18 protein-coding genes and 1 other RNA gene are annotated in these 25,617 nt (G+C 35.5%); 6 read left to right on the plus strand and 13 right to left on the minus strand.

What is annotated here, in order from left to right:
• Window positions 1-64: 64 nt before the first annotated feature.
• Window positions 65-1,075 carry an AraC family transcriptional regulator gene (locus tag AAA915_RS01795; protein ID WP_338199344.1) on the minus strand — a complete coding sequence of 337 codons (1,011 nt, stop codon included), beginning with the start codon at window positions 1,073-1,075 and terminating at the stop codon, window positions 65-67.
• A gap of 162 nt (window positions 1,076-1,237) precedes the next feature.
• Between AAA915_RS01795 and AAA915_RS01800 the strand changes: the two genes are divergently transcribed.
• The 3 genes from AAA915_RS01800 to pgmB are packed head-to-tail and all read left to right on the plus strand — an operon-like array spanning window position 1,238 to window position 6,413.
• A complete protein-coding gene (locus AAA915_RS01800) occupies window positions 1,238-2,941 on the plus strand; it encodes a glycoside hydrolase family 3 protein (RefSeq protein ID WP_338199346.1) in 1,704 nt (567 codons plus the stop codon).
• Between the two features lie 15 nt (window positions 2,942-2,956).
• On the plus strand, window positions 2,957-5,773 hold the full coding sequence (locus tag AAA915_RS01805) for an alpha-L-rhamnosidase (RefSeq protein ID WP_338199819.1): 2,817 nt from the start codon (window positions 2,957-2,959) through the stop codon (window positions 5,771-5,773).
• Window positions 5,754-6,413, plus strand: a complete 660-nt coding sequence (pgmB, locus tag AAA915_RS01810; protein ID WP_338199348.1) for a beta-phosphoglucomutase — start codon at window positions 5,754-5,756, stop codon at window positions 6,411-6,413. Before AAA915_RS01805 ends, pgmB begins: the two co-directional genes overlap by 20 nt.
• A gap of 112 nt (window positions 6,414-6,525) precedes the next feature.
• On the opposite strand, the gene AAA915_RS01815 is transcribed toward pgmB, so the two are convergent.
• The 4 genes from AAA915_RS01815 to AAA915_RS01830 form a co-directional block, all read right to left on the minus strand.
• Complete coding sequence (locus AAA915_RS01815; RefSeq protein WP_338199349.1) at window positions 6,526-7,614, minus strand: PTS sugar transporter subunit IIC; 1,089 nt, start codon at window positions 7,612-7,614, stop codon at window positions 6,526-6,528.
• Between the two features lie 251 nt (window positions 7,615-7,865).
• A complete protein-coding gene (locus AAA915_RS01820) occupies window positions 7,866-9,254 on the minus strand; it encodes an MFS transporter (RefSeq protein ID WP_338199351.1) in 1,389 nt (462 codons plus the stop codon).
• 143 nt (window positions 9,255-9,397) lie between these two features.
• Entirely contained in the window at window positions 9,398-10,747 is a 1,350-nt protein-coding gene (locus tag AAA915_RS01825) for a glucose-6-phosphate isomerase (RefSeq protein ID WP_338199353.1), read from the minus strand.
• A 79-nt stretch (window positions 10,748-10,826) separates the two neighbouring features.
• A complete protein-coding gene (locus tag AAA915_RS01830; protein ID WP_338199355.1) occupies window positions 10,827-11,453 on the minus strand; it encodes a VanZ family protein in 627 nt (208 codons plus the stop codon).
• Window positions 11,454-11,595: 142 nt separating this feature from the next.
• Between AAA915_RS01830 and AAA915_RS01835 the strand changes: the two genes are divergently transcribed.
• Both AAA915_RS01835 and AAA915_RS01840 read left to right on the plus strand, forming a co-directional pair.
• Window positions 11,596-13,797 carry an LTA synthase family protein gene (locus AAA915_RS01835; RefSeq protein ID WP_338199357.1) on the plus strand — a complete coding sequence of 734 codons (2,202 nt, stop codon included), beginning with the start codon at window positions 11,596-11,598 and terminating at the stop codon, window positions 13,795-13,797.
• Window positions 13,798-13,850: 53 nt separating this feature from the next.
• On the plus strand, window positions 13,851-14,690 hold the full coding sequence (locus AAA915_RS01840; RefSeq protein WP_338199821.1) for an SPFH domain-containing protein: 840 nt from the start codon (window positions 13,851-13,853) through the stop codon (window positions 14,688-14,690).
• Between the two features lie 45 nt (window positions 14,691-14,735).
• On the opposite strand, the gene AAA915_RS01845 is transcribed toward AAA915_RS01840, so the two are convergent.
• The 6 genes from AAA915_RS01845 to glpK all read right to left on the minus strand — a co-directional run bounded on the left by AAA915_RS01845 (window position 14,736) and on the right by glpK (window position 21,805).
• Window positions 14,736-16,187 (minus strand): sensor histidine kinase, encoded by a 1,452-nt coding sequence (locus AAA915_RS01845; RefSeq protein WP_338199359.1) that lies wholly within the window; start codon window positions 16,185-16,187, stop codon window positions 14,736-14,738.
• A gap of 8 nt (window positions 16,188-16,195) precedes the next feature.
• Window positions 16,196-16,915, minus strand: a complete 720-nt coding sequence (locus AAA915_RS01850) for a response regulator (RefSeq protein WP_338199360.1) — start codon at window positions 16,913-16,915, stop codon at window positions 16,196-16,198.
• Window positions 16,912-17,307, minus strand: a complete 396-nt coding sequence (locus AAA915_RS01855; protein WP_294603672.1) for an SdpI family protein — start codon at window positions 17,305-17,307, stop codon at window positions 16,912-16,914. Before AAA915_RS01855 ends, AAA915_RS01850 begins: the two co-directional genes overlap by 4 nt.
• Before the next feature lie 15 nt (window positions 17,308-17,322).
• Complete coding sequence (manA, locus tag AAA915_RS01860) at window positions 17,323-18,285, minus strand: mannose-6-phosphate isomerase, class I (RefSeq protein ID WP_338199363.1); 963 nt, start codon at window positions 18,283-18,285, stop codon at window positions 17,323-17,325.
• Window positions 18,286-18,512: 227 nt separating this feature from the next.
• On the minus strand, window positions 18,513-20,255 hold the full coding sequence (locus tag AAA915_RS01865) for an FAD-dependent oxidoreductase (RefSeq protein WP_338199365.1): 1,743 nt from the start codon (window positions 20,253-20,255) through the stop codon (window positions 18,513-18,515).
• Window positions 20,256-20,293: 38 nt separating this feature from the next.
• Window positions 20,294-21,805: a glycerol kinase GlpK gene (gene glpK, locus AAA915_RS01870; RefSeq protein WP_338199367.1), complete on the minus strand. Its 1,512-nt coding sequence runs from the start codon at window positions 21,803-21,805 to the stop codon at window positions 20,294-20,296.
• A gap of 145 nt (window positions 21,806-21,950) precedes the next feature.
• On the opposite strand from glpK, the gene AAA915_RS01875 reads away from it, so the two are divergent.
• The gene (locus AAA915_RS01875; RefSeq protein WP_338199369.1) at window positions 21,951-22,829 is read left to right on the plus strand and encodes a LysR family transcriptional regulator; all 879 of its coding nucleotides are present in this window, start codon (window positions 21,951-21,953) and stop codon (window positions 22,827-22,829) included.
• A gap of 19 nt (window positions 22,830-22,848) precedes the next feature.
• On the opposite strand, the gene AAA915_RS01880 is transcribed toward AAA915_RS01875, so the two are convergent.
• Complete coding sequence (locus tag AAA915_RS01880) at window positions 22,849-24,051, minus strand: MFS transporter (RefSeq protein ID WP_338199371.1); 1,203 nt, start codon at window positions 24,049-24,051, stop codon at window positions 22,849-22,851.
• A gap of 1,160 nt (window positions 24,052-25,211) precedes the next feature.
• Window positions 25,212-25,577: a transfer-messenger RNA gene (ssrA, locus tag AAA915_RS01885) on the minus strand.
• Window positions 25,578-25,617 lie beyond the last annotated feature (40 nt).

A 25,617-nucleotide genomic window follows, 5' to 3' on the forward strand; every position in this document is an offset into this window, starting at 1 on the left:
TTTAGTTTAATTTTAAAATCATTTTAACTAGTAATTATAAGTTCTACCTTTTTGCAAAAATTGGCTAACTATTTTTATGACGGTATTCAGCTGGTGAAACCCCAAAATATTTTTTGAAAATTTTATAAAAATAAGATGGGTTCTCATATCCCACTTTATTAGCAATTCTATCAATAGGCGCAACTGTATATGATAAATACTCTGCTGCCACATTAACTCTCTGCAAATGAACAAGCTGGATAAAGGTTTTACCTGTATGCTTTTTTAAAAAGTCGGACAAATAATTCGGATTAAAGCCAAAATAATTTGCCATTTCTTGCAAGGTGATTTTTTCGTAATTTTTTTCAATATATAGCAACAAAGAAAGTAAGTTATTTTTTTGCTTCCGAATCTCTTTCACTGTCATTCCAGAATAACTTGCTTGGCGGATTAAACGCGAAAACAGAGTCAGCATCTCTAGTCTGATCAGCTGATTAGACTGAATGTCAGGATGATAATATTCGTAAATAATGTCATAAATTAGGGCGATAATTTTAGGGTTGGCTTTTACATCAAAGAGATTATACCGTCCTTCACCATATTCTTCATCAGAAAGCAGTGAGAATAAAATATTAGAAATATTGGTGCCGTTTTTCTTATGATGCAAAAAATCAAGGTCATTAAGTGAAAAGGCGGAACTGCGTAAAGCAATGTTGACGACTATACCCTTAGAGCTTATAGGACTAACCTTATGCACTGTTTTATTTCCCATAAAAATAAGATTGTTTTGTTTGACTCTAATTCTGGTTCGCTCAACGTAAACAAAACAGTCTTCTACCAGCGGAATCATAATTTCTACATAATTATGAATATGATAAGGAATAAATGACTTAGTGGGTTGAACTGTAATTGAAATTGAACTGTTATTCAGTATTAAATCGTCAGTAAAGGTTTCATAAAAACGATACACTGGCTCTTTACCTATCCTTCCTATCTCTTTGGTAAGATTACCGTTTTTGGCAATCGTTGTTATAACGTCTTTCCATTCTCTAGGCATATTTCTACTTCGAAGTAGCTGCAGAATTTCTTCTTTCAATTTATTTTCTCCTCGTAGAATCTAAACATTTTTAAGAATAATAAATAAAATCTGTGAAATCGACATACTACACATGACTTTTGACAATAGCGATAGCGCTAACATTAAGCTACAATAAACTTGTTTTCGAATCAATATATTTATAGCACATGGAGGAAAATAATGACAGATCTAACTAAAAGGCCCTATAACTTGTCAAGTGCAGAAATTAATTTTGTTAAACATAAAGTGAAGAATATGCCACTTTCTGCTAAAATAGGACAACTTTTCTTTGTAATTGGTGAGGATGAAGATAACACTGACTTAACAGAGTTTGTTAAAAAATATCAACCAGGTGGTATTATGTATCGTCCAGATAAAGCCCAAAAATTGCAACATGAAATAGCAGTATCTCAAAAAACAAGTCAAACACCCTTATTCATTGCTGCTAACTTGGAAGCTGGCGGGAATGGCTTATTAACTGAAGGCACATGGTTTGGTAGACCTTTGCAGGTTGCCGCTACGGACGATGAACAGAATGCATATAATTTGGGTGATGTATCCGGCTATGAAGCTATACAAGTTGGTGGCAATATGTCTTTTGCACCAATTGTTGATTTAGACCAAAATTTCCGTAACCCGATTATGAATGTGCGCACATTCGGTAGCAGCGAAGAACGTGTTATCAGGATGTCAGATTCACAAATCAAAGGCCTTAAAGCTAATCATGTTATTCCTGTAGCTAAACACTTCCCCGGTGATGGCGTTGATGAACGCGATCAACACCTTTTGAGCTCAATTAACTCATTATCTGCCGACAAATGGATGGAATCTTACGGGCAAATCTATCATCACCTAATTCAAAATGGTTTGCCTGCCATCATGATTGCCCACATTATGCAACCGGCTTGGGAAAGACGTTTACAACCAGGTATTGAAGATAGGGATTTACGTCCTGCATCTACTTCCAAATTGCTAATTGATGGTCTTTTGCGCTCTGTTTTGCATTTCAACGGACTCACAATAACTGATGCCACACCAATGATCGGATACAATGCAATCTTGCCACGTTCAGAGGCTTTACCTGCAACCATTAATGCTGGTATCGACATGATCTTATTTAACAAGGATATTGATGAAGACTATCAATTTGTGACTGATGCAGTCAAAAGTGGCAAGATTTCTATGGCAAGAATAGACGAAGCTGTTACCAGAATAATTGCAACTAAAGTTGCACAAGGCGTAATGGATACAGAAAATAACCTTTGCGAACCTGCATCACAAGAAATTAATTTAAAATTAGCCGAACACGAAAAACTTGCCGCTAAAGTAGCACAAGAATCTGTTACTTTAGTTAAAGATCGCGACAAACTGCTACCGATTACACCAGAAAAATATCCTCGTGTTCGTTTAGTCGTTTTAGGTGATACAGATGATGGTGGCTTTAAAGAGGGCGGTAAAGTAACCGCAAAATTTAAAGATAAACTGACAGAAAAAGGATTTAAAGTTACGGTTTTTGATCGGAAAAATCTTAACTTTAAAGAGGTTTTCGAAGGTGGAGTGCAATATGAAAAAGATCAATTTGACCTAGCATTTTATGTTGCCAATGTTGAAACGGCAAGTAATCAAACGACAACAAGACTTGATTGGATTCATCTAATGGCAGCAGATGCTCCTTGGTTTATGAAAGACATCCCTACTGTTTTTGTTTCCACTTGCAATCCCTATCACCTGTTCGATATTCCAATGGTTTCAACTTATATTAATGCTTATACCGGCAATGATGTTACAATTGATGCTCTTCTAGAAAAAATGATGGGAAATGATAAATTTAGTGGACATAGTCCTGTAGATCCTTTCTGTGGCCGTTTTGAGACTCACCTATAAGGAGGCAGATCAATGATAAAAATTAAAGATATTTTAGTCAATCATTATAATGAACCTCTTGGTTATGATTTAGACAATCATTTGAGAATAGAATTCAGTGTTGTAGCCGATCATGATTCAAGCAATATTCAAAAAAGAATAACAATTGATGCAAACAAAACAATTTTCGACAGTCAGTGGCAACAATATGAAAATAATTACTTTGACTTTGAATTGGAGCTTAAACCACGAACAAGATATGAAGTCACTATTTGGCTAAAAAATGATAATACACAAACAAGTGCAAAAAGTTTCTTTGAAACTGGTAAGATGAATGAACCTTTCACTGCAGAATGGATTGGTAATCAAGATAAAAACATTCAAAATACACTTTTAAAGAAGGAATTTACTGTACCTACGAAAGTTGTTAACGCCCGCCTTTATATCAGTGGCTTAGGTGTGTATGAAGCTTATCTGAATCAGAAAAAAATTGGCGATGAATTTCTTGCCCCCGGTGTCACTGCCTATGACAAGCTGGTACAGATTCAAACTTACGATGTCACCAAGATGCTGAATGAAAAACCGCAACAGGAACTTTTAATTTCCCTTGGTGATGGTTGGTACAAGGGCAACTTTGGTTTTGATGGCGGTAAAGATTGCATCTATGGTGACCAGCAAATGGCTATCGCAGAACTACATATCGAATATGATGATGGCAACAGTCAAGTCATAAATACTGACTCTTCTTGGCAAACAACGGCTGGGAAAGTCACCAAATCAGCCATTTATTACGGTGAAGATTATGACGCTACTAAAGAAATAACTGATTGGCAACCGGCAATTATATTGCATCATTCTAAAGAAATATTGCATGATCGTTTAAGTCTTCCATTAAAAATAAAAGAGTATTTGCCTGTTAAAGAAATCATTCATACTCCTAAAGGTGAAACAGTTCTTGATTTCGGTCAAAACCAAGCTGGTTGGCCGGAATTTAAAAATCAGGAACCCTCTGGTAGCGAAATTGATTTACAGATGGGAGAAATTCTTCAAGATGGTAACTTTTACCGGGATAATCTTCGTGAAGCTCGTGCTGCTTTTCATTATATTTCAAACGGTGAGCAAAAATGGGTTAGACCTCACTTTACCTACTATGGTTACCGTTACGTCAAAGTTTCAGGCAATTCACAACCCTTAAGTAAAAATGATTTTAGGGCAGCGGTAATTTATTCTGATCTAGAAATAACTGGTGGTATTAATACAACCAATGCCAAAGTTAATCGTCTGCTCCAAAACGTTTTGTGGAGTCAAAAAAGCAACTTCTTTGATGTGCCAACAGATTGTCCCCAACGAGACGAACGTTTAGGTTGGTCTGGCGATGCCGATATTTTTGCCAGCACTGCCATTTTAAATATGAATGCTTACGCCTTTTTCAAAAAATATGCTAAAGATATGAAAATTGAACAAGCAGCACATAACGGCATGCTAACAATGTATGCTCCGGCAATGGGCAATAATAGTGGTGGTGCAGCAATTTGGGGAGATGCCGCAACAGTTATCCCGTGGACAGCATATGAAGCAACAGCTGATCCAGCTATTTTAAGACAAAATTACACTAGTATGAAGTCTTGGGTAGATTGGATAGGTCAAGCTACCACTACCAAGAATCTCTGGACTGGGTGCTTTCAATTCGGCGACTGGTTGTCTTTAGATGGCGAAAACCCCGCCATGCCTAGTGGTAAAACCGATGAAGATTACATTGCTTCCATTTATTACGCTTATTCCAGCTGGATTGTTGCCCAAACAGCCGAAATTTTAGGCAATACCAGTGACGCTCAAAAATATGAACAACAAGCCCAGGCTATTAAAAAAGCTGTTAGAGAAGAATTTATTACTAAAAATGGTCGCCTGGCAATTGACACCCAAACAGCTTATGCATTAGCCCTGCATTTCAACATGGTTCCTGAAGAACAAAAGAAACGCGTTGTTAAAGATTTGGTTCAAAGGCTAAACAAAGACCATAATCACCTTCAAACCGGATTTATCGGAACACCATTTATCTGTCAGGTCTTATCTGAAAATGGCGAACACCAATTAGCAACACAGATATTTTTAAATGAAGATTTTCCGAGCTGGCTCTATGAAGTTAATTTAGGAGCAACGACTGTCTGGGAACGCTGGAACTCAGTTTTACCAGATGGTTCAATGAATCCTGAAGGAATGAACTCCTTGAATCATTATTCAATCGGCGCAATCATGCAATGGGTTTACCAGCAAGTTTTAGGATTAAGAAAACAAACTAATGGTTACCAAAAAGTGCTCTTTGCACCCCAATTTGATTACCGGTTTAAAAAGATTTCTGGTCATTATCACAGCTCTTATGGTGATCTTAAAATGGCATACCAACTTGAAACTGATGCTAAGCATACTATCAAAGTCAACCTCAGTATTCCCTTTGGTCAAAAAGTAACTGTAAAATTACCTAGAGTGAAGGATAAAGTTGACCTTAATGGTCAACCAGCATCTCTTCCACTGGAACTAACTAATGGTAACTTTACAATTTCCTATGTGCCTGAAACTAGCTATATCGAGTATTACAATGTCAACATGCCAGCCAAACAGCTAATGAATGATTCAGAACTTGTTAAACAGTTAAAACCAATTAATCCTGTCTTTGATTTCTTGCAAGATTCAGATAACAGCGAAAAATTTGGGGAAAATTCCCTAGTAAAATTAAATAGTCTGTTGCCTTTTATTAACATCTCAGAATCTGAATTCAATCAAATAAGTCACATACTGAACAACACACCACTAGTGAGTGAAAGGAAGTTTTTAAATGAAAGGCGTTCTCTTTGATTTAGATGGTGTCATTGCAGATACATCGGTCTATCATTTCCAAGCTTGGCGACAATTGATTAAAAACCATTTCAATCTTGAGTTGCCGGATGAACTGGAAAAGCAAACCAAAGGTGTTAATCGCACTGATTCATTAAAAGCAATTTTGAACTTTTTAGATATCTCCGTTTCAAAAGAAAAGTTTAATGAAATGACTAATGAAAAGAATAATATTTTTCGCAATTTGCTGGCCAATTTAACTCCTGCGAATATCTTACCTGGAATTAATGAGTTAATTTCAGCCTTTAAGAAAAATAATGTCAAACTTTCCTTGGCTTCTGCTAGTTTAAATGGTCCATTTATTTTAGAAAAATTACGATTAATAGATGCGTTCGATGCTATTGCTGATCCCAGTAAAGTTGCTGCCGGTAAACCGGCACCAGATATTTTTATTGCCGCAGCTGCAGCTATAAATCTCAAACCACAAGACTGCGTGGGAATTGAGGACTCAATTGCAGGTGTCACAGCTATTAATAAGTCAGGGGCTTTATCAGTTGGTGTTGGTTCTAAAACTGACCTTAAAGAAGCTAAAGTTCTTTTCCCTAATACAGCAGCTTTAAACTATAAGCAAATTGAAACTGCATGGGAAAATTTCTCTTAGAAAAATTTGAAAACAAAAACTCGTGAATAATACAATACTGTTGTTCACGAGTTTTTGATGTTTAAAATAAATTGATGTAAGTAAGGTATGATATTTTTAATGACAGAATTAATTATTCGCCTAAGTAAGCAAAGGCAACTTTTTCATCATAAAGATGAAATACTTTTTCAAATAGAAAGCGACAAATCATTGCTACTACAACCGGAAAAACTATCCAGACAATTAGCGCCATTACAATATTAATGCTTGCTTTACCAGCGTCTAATGATGCAAGAGGTCCCACTAAGCCAACGAGACCAAAACCGGCAGAAGCTGGTGTGCCACTAACATGGAATAAAGCCACTGGAATAGCAGAAAGAGCTGCAGTAATTAAGGTTGGTAAAACAATAACTGGATATCTGAAAAGATTAGGCATCATCATTTTCATTGCTCCCAGTGCTATGGCTATAGTAACTCCAGATTTATTAGTGCGCCAAGAATGAACCACTAATACCAAAGTAGTGGCCGCCACTCCCATTGCAGCCGCTCCCGCGGAGATACCATTTAACTGAATAGCCATACCAATAGCAACAGTCGATATTGGAGAAATGATTAAAACTGCAAACATACAGGAAATTAAAATACACATCAATATTGGTTGCAAGTTAGTGAAAGAATTAATTACCGTACCCAACCAAGTTGTAATTTTACTGACATAAGGCAAAATTGACATGCCGATTAAGCCAGCTCCCCCACCCACAAATATCGGTGCGGCAACGATTTTGACGGAGCCAAAATGCTGTCCCACTACTAGTAAAAGTCCTACAGCCAGACCAGCTGTAATCATCGTATTAATCAGATCGCCTGTTCCTGCAGATACAAAAACACCTTGGGCTTTAGTTGCAGGATTAACAATTTGTGGCACAAACTTGGTTACTCCGGAACCAACATATGCGGCAGCTCCTACAATAGCAACGTCGAGTGGTTCCATTTTAAATTGAATTGCAATTAGCGCGCCAATCAATAAAGGTGTAGCACATTGAAAAATCAAAAGTGCCTGATTAATAGTTGCAGTCACCGGATTTTGTCCAAATAACTTTAAAATCGCGCTGACAACAGCATTTGGAATCAGTCCCACAATAATTCCAGTTGCAGTTCCAGCTAAAATCTTATTAAGAAAAGTTTTTACTGTTAGTTTATTGGTATTGGTTGTATCAGTCATATTTATACTCCTTTAATTAAATAGTTCTTAAGTATACTTCATTAGCAAAATAATCTGTGACAAAAGCGAAATATGCTGATTGTTAATTCGTCTCATTACTTTTCCTCCCTTAAAATTAATTATTAAGTATTTTATCATTTTATTTAAAAATGTACACAAAAAAATTAATATATTTTTTATATTAAGAAATAAAAAAGTAACTTCATTATCAATATAAATAAAGTTACATATTATAAATATTTTAAATAAATTTATTTTAATTTTTTCTCAAGTCTAAATAGGTTCAAATAACTTAGTAAAATTATGACACTAACAAATGTCAAAAATAGAAAGGCTTCTTGACTACCTTGCGCAGTTAGTGCAGCATAATTGCCTGGTCTTTTTTGCCAAGAAGAAATAATGGCTGCCATTACGGTAGTTCCCATTGAGCCAGCATATTGCTGTCCGGTTTGAAAGACAGCTGTAGCATCTGTATGCAATTCTTCAGGTTGCAATTTTGACGCCTCAGCCATTGTATTATTGAAAGCCATTTGGCGACCAATAATCATGATGCTGTAAAAGACTCCGACCATCACAGTACTGATTTTTAAGCTAAAAATTGCAAATAGCAAACATGCCGTTAAACAAAATACTGTTCCGGTTAACAAAGGCAATGGTGCACCCTTTTTATCATAAATACGCCCAAACCACGGATTTAAGATACCACTAATAATACATCCCGGAAGTAAAACTAAACCGCCAATAAGAGAGGTGGCATGATTAACAATCTGCACGTAGTTAGGAACGGCAAAACTGGTGCCAATATTAATAAATTGTAATAACAGATAGGAAATCATAGCAAAAATGAAAGGCTTGTTTTTAAAAATACTCAAGTTTATTAATTTCTTCTTACTTGAACGTGAAAGTTTAATAAATACGTATACTAAAATTGCTACGATAATCATACTAACCCAAAAGCCAATATCAGTTAGACCATTACTAATGCGATTAAAGCCTAAATTAAAAATTATCATTGCACTAGCTATAACAATGTATCTTAACCAGTCAAAACTAGGGTGCTTTTTCTCATGATATTGTTCTACAACAAATAGGCCCAAGATCATTATGAATACTGCAATTACAGCTACAATTTCAAATATTAGAGGCCAGCCAAAATAGTAAACCACAGTGCCACCAAAAGTTGGTCCTAAAGAAGGGGCTAGAATAATTACCAAACCGGTTAGTCCCATGTAAAAACCCCATTTTTCTTGCGGCATTAGTTCAACAACCATGTTAAACATCAGTGGAATTGATAAACCAGCCCCGATGGATGAAATTAAGCGACCTGTAAGTAAGACCCAGAAGTTAGTTGCAAAACCTGCTACAACCGATCCGGCAATAAAAGCTATTGCAGATGTTAAAAATAATTGTCTCGCGGAAAAACGATCATTTAAATATGAACTTGCAACCATAATTACGGAAATTGTCAGTAAATACCCTGTCGTAGTCCACTGGACTAATCCCAAGCCAATATGAAATTGCCTCATTAAAGTGGGAAAAGTAACATTTAAACTGGTTTCAGTTAAGATTGAAACAAAAGCCATTAAAGCACAACTGATAATCGCCAAAACCCGTTTGGGTGTCTCTCTTTTTTCTTCCATATATTTCTCCTTAATAAAAAAGGGTTAAAAGTCATAAACTTTTACCCTTTCCATTATGATTAAATATCACTATATATGATGTACAGGATGATCTTTATATATTTATGTTAGTCTTATTTAAAAGAAGTTTCAATAAATAATAATTAGTTTTCCTGTTTAAATCTATTTGCCAGGTCATCATGTAATTCTTCATAGCCAGGCTTGTTAAGCAAACCAAACATATTACGTTTATATTCCTCAACGCCTGGTTGATTGAATGGATTAATGCCATTGACATAACCAGAAACAGCAATGGCCAACTCAAAGAAGTAAATTAAGTAACCCAAAGTATGTTCAGTTTGATCTGGTATGTTTACTGTCATTACTGGGACTCCACCATCTGTGTGAGCCAGAACTACGCCCTCATAAGCACGTTCATTAACAAAGTTTAAACTCTTACCGGATAAGAAATTGAGCTGATCTAAATTGCGCTCATCTGAAGGAATTTCGACATCATTTGTGGGATTTTCAACTCTAATAACAGTTTCAAAGAGGTTTCTTCTGCCCTCTTGAATATATTGTCCTAATGAATGGAGGTCGGTAGTGAAGTTGGCGCTTGCTGGCCAAATACCTTTATTATCCTTACCTTCAGACTCACCCATTAATTGTTTGCACCATTCACTAAACATCCTTAAGGTTGGTTCATAATTTTCAACTATTTCAGTAGTATAACCCTTGCGGTACAGGATATTACGCAATGCAGCGTATTGATAAGGAGTTGCTTTACTCAAGTCTGTATCGGTGTATTCAGCTCTGGCATCAGCAGCACCTTTCATCAACTGATCAATATTAGCTCCAGAAACAGCTATTGGCAATAGTCCCACAGCTGACAAAACGCTGTAACGACCACCAATATCATCCGGTACAACAAATTCCTCGTAACCTTCAGCGTCTGCCTCAGTCTTCAACGCTCCCTTCACCTTATCGGTTGTAGCGAAAATTCTGGTCTTAGCTTCTTCAGCACCATACTTTTTAATTAATTTGTCTTTAAAAATACGGAAAGCAACAGCCGGTTCAGTAGTTGTACCTGACTTAGAAATAATGTTAACACTAAAGTCCTTATCGCCGACCCACTCAATTAAGTCATGTAAGTATGAACCGGACAATGAATTGCCACAAAAGACAATAGTAGGATATTTTTCTTTACCCTTGCCGTAAAAAGCACTGTTCAAAAATTCAACGGCAGCTTGAGCACCTAAATAAGAACCGCCTATTCCAATACATACTAAGACTTCAGAATCACTTTGAATCTTTTTAGCTGCTTTTTTAATTCTGGCAAACTCATCTTGATCATAATTAACGGGCAGATCAATCCAGCCTAGAAAATCATTTCCTGCACCCGTACCATTTTTAAGTTCTTTAGCAGAAGCATCAACAATAGCTTGCATTTCACTTAATTCATTTTCATGAACAAATGGAGCTAATTTGGTGCTATCAAATTTAATTAAACTCATATTTACGCTCTCCTTACTGAATTAAATACTTGTTTCACAAGAACATTTTAGCAATCTTATTTTACAAATGCCAGACCTTTTAGTTAGTTTTACGAGACATTCTCCTAATTAACATAACTAGTAAGTAACAAAGATAGCCAACTACTGCACCACAACTATTAAAGAACACATCATCAATATCAGTTACTCCAGTTTCAAGCAAAAATTGCATTCCCTCAATAAAAACTGAAAAAATAATTCCAGCTAATAAAACTCTCCAGAAAGTTTGCTTTTTAGGAAAAACAAATGGTGACAAAAAGCCAAAAGGTACAAAGCAAAGAACATTACCCAAAGAATTATAAAAAAAATCCAGCCTGCTTTGGGCATGATACATTTTCCATGTTTCCCTAAGAAAGACAAAATTAATCTCATTTAGAGGCCTGTGCAGATTCAAAGTAAGGTTCCAAGGAAAATATGTATTCCGAAAGGTCGTCAACATTAAAACCAAAATCAAGTAAAAAGCAAACAGCCATACTGCAGCTTCTGACTTTACTGTGCGTCTGCTTCTAATGGTCATTAGCCAAATTAAGCGCATTACCATAAAAAACAAAAAATAAAAAATAGTTTTATCAAGTGCCAACATGATTAGCTTAATCAAAGCAAAATGATTTATTTTGGTCGCATAAAGTTGTGAAAGCAGTTTATATATTGGTCCTAAAAATATCATACTAGTTCAGTTCCTAAAATAGAGTTTATTTAAATTATACTCAAAATTTCTCGTTTAATTATTAAAAAAGGTCTAACTAATCGGAAAAGATTGTCTAAAAGTCCAGAAACTTTTAAAATAGTCTGATAAGGGAGAGTTCATTTTGAATAAAAAAAATCTGATCAATTTCATTCAGACTCGGATAGGCTTTTTTTGCCTTCTGGTTGTTTTATTTACACTAAAATACATTTTCGCTGCCTATCATGATTTCAACTTGGGTATATCTGACCCCTATCAGCATTTTATAATGTGGTTGAGCCCAGTTGGCAGCGCTATTTTGTTAATCAGCATTGGACTTTATTTTTCTAAACCTCTTGTTTCTTATTGTGCCATGCTGCTGCTTGATGTTGCCAATTCAGGATTATTATTTGCCAATATTCTTTATTACCGCCAATTCTCTGATTTTATTACCGTTAAGACCATTACTAATGCTGGCAAAGTCGCTCCTGGTTTAGGGAAAAGCGCTGTAGCACTGCTAGAGCCTTCCGATCTATTGTTGTGGCTTGATCTTATTATCGTAGTCGCATTATTAATCACCCACAAAATAAAAATTGATCAAAAATCTTTTGGCCTTCTCACCCCGTTCGCTGTTACTTCTGTCGGTGCTTTAGTTTTGGTTCTCAATGTTTTACTGGCCGAAACATCCAGACCAAGGTTATTGCGGACAACTTTTGATCGTTCGTACATTGTTAAATACCTTGGAATTGACACTTACACTGTCTACGATGGTATTAAGAATGAACAAACAGAACAGGTAAACAGAAATGCCAATACTGCTGATTTGAACAAAATTTTGGCTTACACCAAAAAAAATAAACTACCCGCAAACCCGAAGTACTTTGGTAAAGAAAAGGGCAAAAATGTTATTATCATTCATCTTGAAAGCTTTCAACAATTTTTGATTGATCTGAAAATTAACGGTAAGGAAGTTACACCTTACCTCAATTCAATTTATCACAGCAAAAACACTCTGAGTTTTGCCAATTTTTACCATCAGGTCGGGATTGGTCGTACCAGTGATGCGGAGAACATGCTGGAAACTGGCACATATGGTATCTCCGATGGCTCTTTATTCACAGCAATGGGTAGTTCAAACACCTTTCAAGCTGCACCCCAAATTCTGCGTCAGCATGGTAACTATACATCAGCAGTTTTTCATGGTAATGTTGGTACTTTTTGGAATCGCGATGATGTTTATAAAAATCTTGGCTACAATTATTTCTTTGACCAAAATTATTTTAGTCATGACAAAAACGACCATATTGGCTATGGCATTAAAGATAAAATATTGTTTGCTGAAAGTATTAAATACTTAGAAAGAATGCAGCAGCCTTTTTACACTAAATTCATCACTGTGACTAATCACACGCCATTTGATATGGATGAAGAAGATTTAGATCCTACATTTAAAACCAGTGATACTTCCGACAAGTCAATTAACAACTATTTCGAAACTGCTCATTATCTTGATCAATCTATTCGCGAATTTTTCGATTACTTAAAGAAGTCTGGCTTAATAAAAAACACTATGGTAGTGATCTATGGTGATCATTACGGCTTGACTAATTCAGAGAATGAAACTCTAGCACCAATTGTAGGTGAAAGTTCTGATACCTGGAATGCATTCAATAACGTACAAATGCAGCGCGTGCCTTTCATGATACACGCACCCAATCTAAAAGGAAAAATTAAACACGAGGTCGCTGGTGAAATTGATGTTTTACCAACATTACTTCATCTCTTAGGAATTTCTAACCGTAGTTATATTCAATTTGGTCATGACCTGTTAGCACCAAAATATCGTCCCTGGGTTGTTTTTAGAAATGGCACTATCGTCAGTCAAAAATATGTCATTATCGGTGGTAAAGGGCTTAAAGGAGTGGTCTATGACCGTAAAAGTGGCAAACAAATTATTAATTTTACTGAACAAGAAAAGTATGAAATTAACAAATTAGCAAGGGAAGGTAAAAGATCATTAAAATATTCTGATTTACTAAATAATCATAATCTGTTGCGATTTTATACTCCCAGCGGTTTCAAACCGGTTGATCCGAATGAGTTTGACTACTTAACTAATTTCAAACAAATGGAAGATATCAGGCAACAATTAAAAAATAAATCAACTGCGCTAATCAGTAAGCACCGCAAATCTACTACCGGCCTATATAAGACAGATGCCAGTGAATTAAAGGGACGTGAGGAAGAAATTGCTGCCATTCCTGAATCTGTTTCCGGTAATCACTTAACTGAAAAGAAAAATAAATCTAGTAAAAAGCATAAAAAGTCATATAATAAAGAAAAATAAAGATTCGGAATCTTGGGAGGATTAAAATGCTTTATTTGGTGATTATTTTAGTTATTGTACTTTTATTACTCTCCTGCTGCCGGGTTGTACCACAAAATAATGAAGGTTTAATTGAAACATTGGGAAAGTATTCTAGAACTGTAAAGGCTGGACTGGTATTGATCATTCCAGTAATTCAGAGATTACGCAAAGTCTCACTGGCAATGTTTCCCGCAGAAATTTCCAAATATTCAATTATTACTAAAGATAATGCAGAAATTACTACTAGTTTAACCTTAAACTATTTGATTACTGACTCTTACAAGTATTTTTACAACAACACGGATTCGGTGAAATCTATGGTGGAACTGATTCGCGGACACTTGCGCGACATCATCGGAAGAATGGACTTAAACGATGCATTAGGTTCTACCAGCAGCATTAACACTCAACTTTCAGAAGCTATCGGTGATTTAACAGATATTTATGGCATTCGTGTAGTTCGGGTCAATATTGATGAGCTTTTACCCAGTCCAGAGATTCAAAGAGCAATGGACAAGCAGCTAACTGCGGACCGTGAAAAAATTGCAGCTATTGAAAAAGCTGAAGGTGAAGCTAAAAATATTGAATTAACTACCAAAGCCAAAAATGATGCTCTAATTGCTACTGCTAAGGCCAAAGCTGAAGCTGTTAAAACAGAAGCAGACGCAGAAGCTTATCGTATTAACCAGTTACAGTTAACCCTAGCCCAAGCCAGTGAAGGCTATTTTAAGAATCAAAGTTTAGATAGCTTTAATAATTTAGCTAAGGGTCCCAATAATCTAATTGTAATAGGTAAAGATGAATTGACCAATCTTGGTTCAATTCCTGTGACTGCGAAGGTGTGGCACGAAACAACTAAAAACAACGAATAATATGTTCTAAATAAAAAATCATTTCCTATTTTGGAAATGATTTTTTTAATCTTCAAGATATTGTTCATAACCCTGATCAAAAAGTATGATAGTAAATTCTGCTCCCTGATTTGTTTCAGATTGTACACTAATTTTGCCACCATGCTGCTTGATTAAAGAAGAAACAATAGATAATCCTAGGCCGTATTCTCCTTTTCCAGAGCGGCTGCGTGAAGGATCAGCCTTAAAGTATCTTTCAAAAGCATATTTAATTTGTTGCTGATTCATTCCAATACCGTTATCTTTAATTACAATTACCGTTGCGTGTGCAATTCTATAACCACTAATTTCAATTTTTCCGTTAGTAGTAAACTGAATTGCATTCTGTACCAAATTAACCATTATTTGTGTAAAACGATCTTTATCGGCATACACAGGTAGATTTTGGGGAGCAGTAATGAAGATCGTATCATCGGCCTTGGCAGCATTTTGCTTAAGTTGCATGGTTACGTCGTCAAATATTTTTCTGGCGTTAAAACGCGTTTTAACTAAGTTTATTTGGTTATTACGAATTTTTTCATAATCCAAATTTTCATTGACTAGGCGAATCAACCTTTTGGTTTCTCTACTCATCAAGGCAATAGACTTGGGTTTTGCTTTATCAGGAATTGCATCATATTGTAAGCCTTCTAAAATACCATTTATCGTAGTTAGCGGCGTGCGCATTTCATGGGCAGCATCAGCCATAAACTGATCTCGCCTTTTTTCCTGCTCCTTCACTTCTTGATCAGACTTTTTTAAAGTTCGAACCATCTGGTTGAAATTATCAGCCAGCTGAGTTATTTCATCATGACCACCGTAATGAGTTTGCACGTTAAAGTCGCCTGCAGTAACCTTTTTTGTAGCAATAGACAACTTTTTTATTCTGTTTGTCGCATAAAAAGAAAGAATCAAGCTGAGTGCTAATCCTACAACTAAGGCAGAGACTAAAGCGTTAAAGAGATTTTGTTTAGCAATTCTAACGGGCCGCTCTACTTGGGCAATTCTGACCCCGAGCCACATTGCCCCGATAAATTTTCCCTTATCCTTCCATGGTAAAAGCACACCAGTACAAGCATCCTTTTTATAGCCTAAACTGGAAAGTGCCTCGTTATTGTTTTTAATATGTAACTTCTTGCCTTGTTTTAATTGCATCAAACGTTGAGAAGTAAGTTTAATTTTATCATTTCTTTGAGGATAAACCTGTGAACCATGCGCGTTAAAAACACTAAGATAGACCCTGTCGCTATGAAGGACAAATTCCAGTTTATTTAAAAATTTGGGATTCAGCATCGCTGACCCTTCCTTTTTATCATTTGTAGCCAAAGTCCCTAATGCCGAAGCAAAATCTTCCATTCGTCGATAATTATATTCATACGACTGCTGAGTAGTATTATTAATTTCAGAAAAACCTATTATTGATACCGTAGTAATAATGATTAGTAAAAAACTAAGCATATGCTGATAAATCAACTTCATAATAAAGCCTACGAATCATCGAATTTATAGCCAACACCCCAAACGGTTTGGATGACATTTGCGCCTACTTTTTCCAATTTTTGACGTAATTTTTTAATATGTGCATCCACGGTGCGCTCTTCACCAAAATAATTATAACCCCAAACAGATTCTAATAATTGCTCACGGGAAAATACCTGCTTTGGCTTCTGTGCCATGGTATATAACAAGTCAAATTCTTTGGGTGTAATATTTTGAACAGGTTTATCGTCATATAATACTTCACGTCTACTTGTAGAAATTTTTATATGAGTAGTTACCACATCAAATTTTTCTCCGGATTCTGCTGTCTTAGATTGTTCCTGATTATCATCAATTCTGATTCTACGTTGCAGAGCCTTAATACGTGCTATTAACGCTAACGGACTAAACGGTTTAGATACATAATCATCGGCACCAGCATTAAATCCTTGAATTTGTTCTTCTTCACTGCTACGCGCAGTAAGCATAATTATTGGAATTGTTGGTGAAATTGCACAAACTTCTTTAGCAACTTCTATGCCATCTTTTTTAGGCAAATTGAGGTCTAGAGTGATCAAATCATATTGATCAGGATTCTTAGCAAACATTTTAACGGCTTGTTCCCCATCAGTGGCAACATCCATGGACCATCCTTCTTTTTCAAAAAACATCCCCATCATTTCTGCAACCGACTGATCATCCTCGACCATTAAAATTTTCAGTTTCATTTTCTGTCCCTAAATCCTTTTGTTCTCTCCTTTTTTACTTTGTCAGGGTCTATGTAATCTGCTGGCAATTCATGACGATTTAGCAAAAATTTTTTAAGACTTTTTTCAGTAGCCATGATTGGAAAGATAATGAAAAGATAAAATGTCAGCAGCCAAAGTAAAAAGTAACGATCCCATTTAAGTAAATGGATTCCAACTCCTAATAATAATTGAATTAAACCAAATATAATAAAATAACCACCTGCTTTATGCTGAGCAAATTTAAAACTTGCTTTATTAACTGTGGCTAAGTATGAATAATAGCCGTAAAACGGCCAAGGTCTTTTTGGAGGCGAAATGAGCCACAATAGCCCAACTACTACCATAATTGAGCCACAAGCTATATAGATCATATTTTATTATTCTCCTTAATTGTTAGGCGTAGAAATAACCAACTTCATATTACCTGTTAAAGTAAATTTCTTAATATTATTAGGAATTATCAGATTTGTTCCAATTGATAAATTATAAGATTTATTTTCTATTTGAAGTGTGCCCGTTCCCTTAATAATTGTCACTAATAAGTAAGGATGACCATTTAAGTCAGTATCCCATTGACCATTTAAATCTATTTGCCACAAGTAAAAATGAGGTGAAACGGGTGGTGCAACCAAAGTTTTAATAGTAGCATCCTGCACGTGATCTATTTTAATATCCAGTTTAGGGTCAACATGTGGGACCTGAGTAACAGCGATTGATTTTTTGGTATGCAATTCGCGTTTCTTACCGGTTTTTTGGTCAACACGATCATAGTCATACAACCTGTACGTCACATCACTAGACTGTTGGGTTTCAATAACTAGTATTCCCTTAGTAAGCGCATGGATTGTTCCAGAAGGGACATAAAAGAAATCACCAGTTTTTACTGGTACTTTGCGTAAAAGCTTATCCCATTCGCCCTTTTCTATCATTTTAGCCAACTCTGCGCGAGTTTTGGCAGTATGCCCATAAATTAGATATGATCCAGGGTCAGCCTGCAAGACATACCAGCTTTCCGTTTTTCCACTATCATTTTCTACTTTGCGAGCATATTCATCATTGGGATGAACCTGGACTGACAAACTATCATTTGCATCCAAGAATTTAACAAGTAGCGGAAATTCTTTACTTTCAGGATTGCCAAATAATTCTGGATTTTCTTGATAAACTTGACGTAAACTTTGCCCTTTGAATTGACCATTGGTTACCGTAGAAGCGTCGTCTTTATAGCCGGAAATTACCCATGCTTCTCCTACTTTACCGTCTGGAATATTATAATTAAAGATTGTTTTCAATTTGCGTCCACCCCAAATTTTGGGTCTGAAATAAGGAGTAAGAAAAATTGGCTCCATTTTAATCACCTCTCTATTAGTTTAATCTTTTAAGATGTAAATTTAAAACTATTTTTTCAAATATGACAACAATTGTTATTGCTATAATAATACTTTTTGAGGTTCATTGCTCATACAAAATAATTTTATTTTAATAGTGTATTAAGAAGGCAAAGAAAAAGTCCGTCAGTTTAATTTGACGGGCTTTTTGGGGGAATAATTTACTACTATTTCAATTTACTAATCTATTAATTTTCACTCTTTAATTTATCTAGTCGTGATTGTGCTATTTCTTGATCTAACTCATGTTCATATTGAGTCTTTTGCTCTTTATCCCAGCCATAGTAATCAGACATGTGGTTAACAACACCTTCTCTAACTTGGCTTAAAGTGTCACTCTTAAATAAAATGTGATAAGTACGCCTTAAAAGATAATCAACAGGTGTCAACGTCATTTCTTCAGCTAATGAATAATCTAGAGCAGCTGTTTCACCAAGACTTAGTCCTGCAGCGGGCTTAATCGTTTTTGCATAATCATAAATTTGCTCTGCTTGTGAGCCGAACAAATTGGCAATTTCCTTGGCATCATCAGCTGTAACACCAGCTGCTACACCATCTTTAGCAATACGAGCAAGTTCTTCTTCTGCATGATCGGAATCAAAATCACCACCTGCAACTTTAATTTCAGCAGAATCTTGTAAAGTAAAGGTTTTAGAAAATTCGTCATGGAGTTTTTGTTGTATTTTCTTCATGGCACCATTAGCCATAATACGATAATCTGTTAATTTACCACCAGCTAGAGTAATTAAGCCATCCTCAGCTTCAGTTAATGAACTGCCACGTGATACAGCGGATGGTGCAGAAGTGCTGTCAGAGACGCTGGCACCTGTTGCTGCATCTGCTGCTTCATTGCCTTCAACTTCAACTTCAATTAATGGACGAACTCCAGCCCAGCTGGCTTCAATATCGTTAATAGTTAAATGAGCGGAAGGATACTTCTTATTAATAATACTTAACAAATAATCGACATCGCTTTTTTCAACAGTAGGATGAGCATAATCGCCGGTAAAATCGGTATCGGTGGTGCCGAAATAAGTTTTACCTTCTCTTGGAATAGTAAAAATCATGCGGCCGTCTGCCGTACCTGAGCCAAAGTAAGTTGGCTGCGGCACAGTCAAGCGTGATTGGTCAACTACAAGATGGACACCCTTCGTAGGACGTAAACGTGGCTTTTTATAAACTGCTTTATCTTCTTGTCTTACTAAATCGGACCAAGGCCCGGAGGTGTTAATAACTACATCTGCATGAATTTCAAATTCTTCACCGGTTAAGTTATCATGAACGCGTACCCCATTAACCTGCTTTTGCTCATTATGTAAAATCGCAATACATTTTAATCGACTAACAGCCAAACATCCCAGTTCATGTGCCTTTTTGACATTTTCTACTACTAAACGTGAATCATTGTTTTGGTAATCAAGGTAAACGCCTGCGCCTTGTAGATTTTCACTGTTTAATTGCGGCTCACGTTTTAACGTTTCTTCTTTATCCATAGTATAGTTTGCATACTTAATTAAAGGAGAATCACCTTCAATACCAGCTAAATGATCATATAAATCCATTGCTACTTTGACGGAAAACATGGTAAAGGTTGTTCCCGGTTCATCATAAATTGGCAAGATCATAGGATCAGGTCTAGTCATATGTGGAGCAATATGCTGAACTATCGCGCGTTCCTTGACTGTATCAGAAACTACTTGGACATCAAAAGTCTTGAGGTACCGAATACCACCATGAACTAACCTGGTTGAACGTGATGAAGTTCCACCACCAAAGTCCTGCATATCGATTAAACCAGTTTTCATCTTAGCTGCACTAGCCTGCAAAGCAACACCAGCTCCAGTAATACCGCCACCGATGACTAGTAAATCTAATTTCTCATTCTTTAAACGTTCAATTTCTTCCTGTCTGGTTTTAATTGAAAACGCCATGGTATAACCTCTTTCTTTATATTAAAATCTGCTGACTATTACTTCTGGTAAGGTTTGTATGAAAAACTCTGAGCAGCCTTAACAGCTGATTTCCAGCCTTCATAAAGATGGTCTCTTTCTGCACTGCTCATTTGCGGTTTAAATATTTTACCTACTTTTTGGATTTTCTTTATTTCTTCAAAATCTTTCCAAAAACCTATAGCCAAGCCAGCAAGAAAAGCAGCACCTAAAGCGGTTGTTTCAAGATTAGCAGCACGCTCAATTTCAATTCCTAAGATGTCTGCCTGGAATTGCATTAGATAATCGTTATTGGCAGCACCACCATCAACTTTTAATTTTGGAATTTTGATTTCGGTGTCTTCATGCATAGTGTCAATAACGTCACGACTTTCATAAGCCAAGGATTGTAAAGTGGCTTTTGTAAAATCATCACTTGTTGTACCGCGAGTCAGGCCAAAGACGGCACCTCTAACGTTGGAATCCCAATATGGTGCACCCAGACCGGTAAAGGCCGGAACGACAAAGACTTCATTGTTATCTTTAGACCGGCGAGCTGCTTCTTCTGACTGAGGAGCATCATCAATAATGCCCAGTTGGTCACGCAGCCACTGAATAGCAGAGCCGGCAACGTAAATACTACCTTCCAAAGCATAATTTACTTTACCGTTAATGCCATAAGCCACTGTGGTTAACAGGTTATTGGCCGAAAATTTTGGCTTTTCACCGGTGTTCATAACAGTAAATGCACCGGTACCATAAGTATTTTTAACCATACCAGGTTCAAAAGCTAATTGGCCAAACAGAGCTGATTGCTGGTCACCAGCCATCCCGGCAATTGGTACTTCACTACCATAAAAGTGGAATTCAGCAGTAGTACCATAAATTTCAGAATTGGAACGAATTTCAGGTAAAATTTTTCTTGGAATATTTAATAATTTAAGAATCTCATCATCCCAATCAAGTTTAGTAATGTTAAAAAGCATTGTCCGACTGGCATTGGTGTAATCAGTAACATGAACTTTGCCACCAGTCAGTTTCCAGACGAGCCATGAATCAATAGTGCCAAATAATAACTCACCGTTTTCTGCACGCTCCTGTGCGCCAGGTACATGATCAAGTATCCAGCGAATCTTAGTTGCTGAGAAATATGCATCAGGAATCAAACCAGTTTTTTCATGAATCATATCGGAATAGCCGTCAGCAATGATTTTATCAGCAATATCTGAAGTTTGCCGTGATTGCCAGACAATTGCGTGGTAAATTGGCAAACCTGTTTTCTTATCCCAAATTACAGTCGTTTCACGCTGGTTAGTAATACCAATAGCCGCAATCTGATTAGGTTTAATTCCTGAATTGATAAACGAATTGGCAATTGTCGATAAAACTGAATTCCAAATTTCGTTAGCATCATGTTCTACCCAGCCAGGTTTAGGAAAATATTGATTAAACTCTTTCCGTGAATCAATTACTTTTTTACCAGAATGGTCTAAAATAATTGCACGTGTACTTGTAGTACCTTCATCAATTGCTAAAATATACTTTTCAGCCATTATACTTTCTCCTTTTTAGTTATAGAACTAATTTAGTAAAGGTAACTGTTGTTACATCTTAATTTTACCCTCGCTTTTTAGTAAGCGCTAACATATAATGGTGATAACTTATTAGATAAAGTTATAAGTAAAAGGATAAAATGTGATGAAATATAGCCTATTAGCATATAAATATTTTATAGATGTTGTAGAAACAGAAGGATTTACTCCGGCCGCTAAGAGAAATTTTGTTTCTCAAACCGCTATTAGTAATGCAATAAAAAATTTAGAGGAAGATCTAGGCGTCCAACTGATTGATCGTTCAACTTCCCATTTTAAAGTTACTTTAGCAGGTATGAATTTATATCACTATGCAGTGCCAGTACTTAAGAAATATTATGAATTTAATGAAAAAATCGGCCAGTTAAATGATTCATTTCAAACGTTGAGAATACACTATTTGCATGGTTTTGCTTATTGGGCTGTTAGCTTAGCGCAATTACTTACAAAAAACAATTCAGGCTTACAATTACAATTAGATACCGAAAATTTTGCTACAAGTATACCTAAACTTGATGCGGAAGATTATGACGTGCTAATTGGTTTCTCAACAGCGGTAAGTAAAATTAAAAATATTCATGTTAAAAAAATCGGAACTGCTAATTTTGGGATTTTACTGAACAAAAAGGCTGTTAATCAAGAAGGCAGGCTTAAAAGGAACATTATAAAAAAGCAGCCCCTTTTTTTGCAAAAATGGACTGCTACAGATAAGAATGATGTGCAAACGAAAATTAAAAATATTTTGGAGAAAACGAATATTCACTATGATCAAATTATTTATTTAGACAGTTTTGACGCTGCTTTATCAAATGTTGTTTTAGACTACGGTATGGCTATCTATCCAGAAGAACTGCCGCTACCCGAAATTTATGCTAAATGCGTTACTTACTTACCAAACTTACCTAAATTAAAATATGATGTTGTGGCAATTTATAAGAATCCAGCTATTTATAATATTCTAGACCATTGCTTGCCTAAAAAATAAATTTTGCACTATTTTGCAATTAGTGTAACTTTTCTAGCTTCCCTAATTTACTTAAACCAGTAACTAGGGAAATAAATACAGAAAGAAACATGCAAACAGCAGCTACAACAAAGATGGAGTGAACTTCTGCTTTAATTAAGAAACCACTAATTAATGACATAATGGGCCCAATTATTCGGGTAAGGGATGTAGAAATTGATGTTATTGTTCCTTTAAATTGAGGCGGTGTTTCTGCTTGAATAATGGTAAAAAAGTTTGCTTGTGACCAAACACAACCAAAGGACACTATGGCATAACCAAAGGTAACCCAAAAGAAAGACTGAATATTTATCATTATCATAAAGCCGCCCATTATTAGAAGTCCAATCATAATCATCTGTGTACCAAGTTTCATATTCTTGTTGATACGCAAGTAAACGAAATTACCAATAATGCTAGCAACTGCAGCTACTGTGTAAAAAACACTCACTAAGTTAACTGAAACTTTCATTTCCTGTTTTAATAAAAACGTTAACATCGGAACGACTGTTTGAAAGCCAACATTAGCAACAAAAAAACTTGCAATTAGCCATTTAATGTCATGATGAGCAAACAAAAAGGAAATCCCCTTTTTAGCACTATTGTTAAAGGAACTTTCTTTTTTCATTGCCCCATTTTCTGTTTGTAAAGGTTCATAGTCTTTAATAACATAAGTTAAATAGCCAAAACTTAAAGCATCTAATAAAAAACCACCAATATAATTGATCAAATTAATAATGACAGCTGCAATGCCTGGGCCAAAAGTTTTTTGCACAGACGAGATTAAACCAACTTGGCCCGAAACAGATGATAATTCTTCTTTTTTTACCGATTCTGCAATAAATATCTGGTAGCCTGTCCAAGTGATTAAATCGAAACTGCCAAGTAGGAAAACGACCAATAGCAGCCAATATATTGAGATGTTTCTTATAACCAAAAATGGTGCAATTATAATTAGCATCATTTGCATAATCAGAGAAAAAAGCATGATTTTTTTACGAGAATACATGTCAAAAATTGGTCCAATTGTTAGTCCGAATAATGCCGTCGGCAAATATTCGACTGCCGTTAACAGTCCCATTATGATTGATGAATGTGTTCTCGACAACATCAAAAGTGGAATTGCAAAAGTATAAAATTGATCGCCAAGTCCTGAAATAGCATAACCTATTAGTAGCTTGGACTTTTGTGTTAATTTTTTCATTGTTTATTTTTTGCTCATTCAAACTATATGTACTTTACTATAGTGCACAAAATAAGGATTAGGTAAAGCAAATTTCAAAGTTATTTAGTATTTGAATATTCTGCATATACTATATATACAAATTTATTTTTAATTTTGCCCTTTTTAGTGATTATAATTTGCTCCCCGCCATTATTAAAATTCTAAGAACAATAGCAACAAGTGAACAGATTAAAATGATAGTCCATGCTGTTTTCTTTCTCATTTTTTCTCCATAATATTCTATAGCTTAATACTCTAGATATTTTTAATGCTAAATTACGCGAGCACTCAAAATATCTGAGATTTTAATTTCATTTTCAACAGAACCTCTAAGAAAAGTTAGTTCTGGTTCGTCATCGTCTTCATTCATTATATCCTGAACAAAAATTTCCTTATTTTGACCATTTTCAATGTAAACTCAACATTGCGATCATAAAAATATTTTCCTAACTCTTGCAATGCCATTTTATGTGGATCCTTTTCTTCAACTCTCTAGTTATCAAACAACTTTAAATATTTTCATAAAGTCGATAATGAAATAACTTAAGTAACTTTCCATTTTAAAACCGTCTTGTGAAAGCTTATCCTTTTCAAGCAAGAAACAAAATTAAAACGCAGATAGATATGCTTATAAATCACCTTTTTTAATGCGCAATGAAAAATAAATAGTTCTTATTTTTCATTTCTTTTATTTTATACTAGTTACTTGTCAGCTAGCACTAGGAATCAAGGTATTCATTTTTACTTTTTAGTCTTTTCCCGCCACTCCTTTATCATAATACGCTATTGATTCCTTTGTCTATATAGTTAATTAGCATTTTTACTACACAATTAATTGTTTCATAATCATTCAAAAAACTTTCTTTTGTTTTATTTATTGAGCAAATTGTGCAAAAAGTGAATATTTAAAGCTAAGTTAAATGTTAAATAGTAGGCAAATGTTTGATTTTTAATTGTTTTTATATTAAAAAATAACAGTCTTACCATAAAAATTAATGAATAAATCATAGCCTAGTAAAAAAACATAGAAGTTATGATTCCTGCTAGAAAAATAAAAATTCCAATTTAATTCTTTTTTACCGTGCAGAAACAAAATAAAGCCCTATGAATGCTTTATTCATAGGGCTTTATCAATATATTTATGGAGGTGAGGGGAATTGAACCCCTGTCCAAACGCATTCCGTCACTGACATCTACGATCATAGTTATATTATTTGAACTTCACTAGTCCAAAACGCCATATAACAGGGCTAGTATGGACTAGCTAACCTGGAATGACTCTTTTTAACTATTCAGATGAGGTAGTTAAACGTAACTCACTAAGTTGATACTTGAAGTCAGACGTGAGTAATCCGAAAACAAGCAACACATGCGCCTAAACTAGGCAGCTAATGCGTAAGAATTTTCTTTATTTGCAGTTATAAAACTGTGACGTTTTTACGTAGACGTGACCTACGAACCGCAGTCAATGCGAATCTACGCCTGTCGAATCCCAAAACACCCCCGCTTTGGGTAATATAATTATAGCATAACATAGCTAAATTG

The organism is Lactobacillus rizhaonensis (genome assembly GCF_036246345.1).
GTDB lineage: Bacteria > Bacillota > Bacilli > Lactobacillales > Lactobacillaceae > Lactobacillus > Lactobacillus rizhaonensis.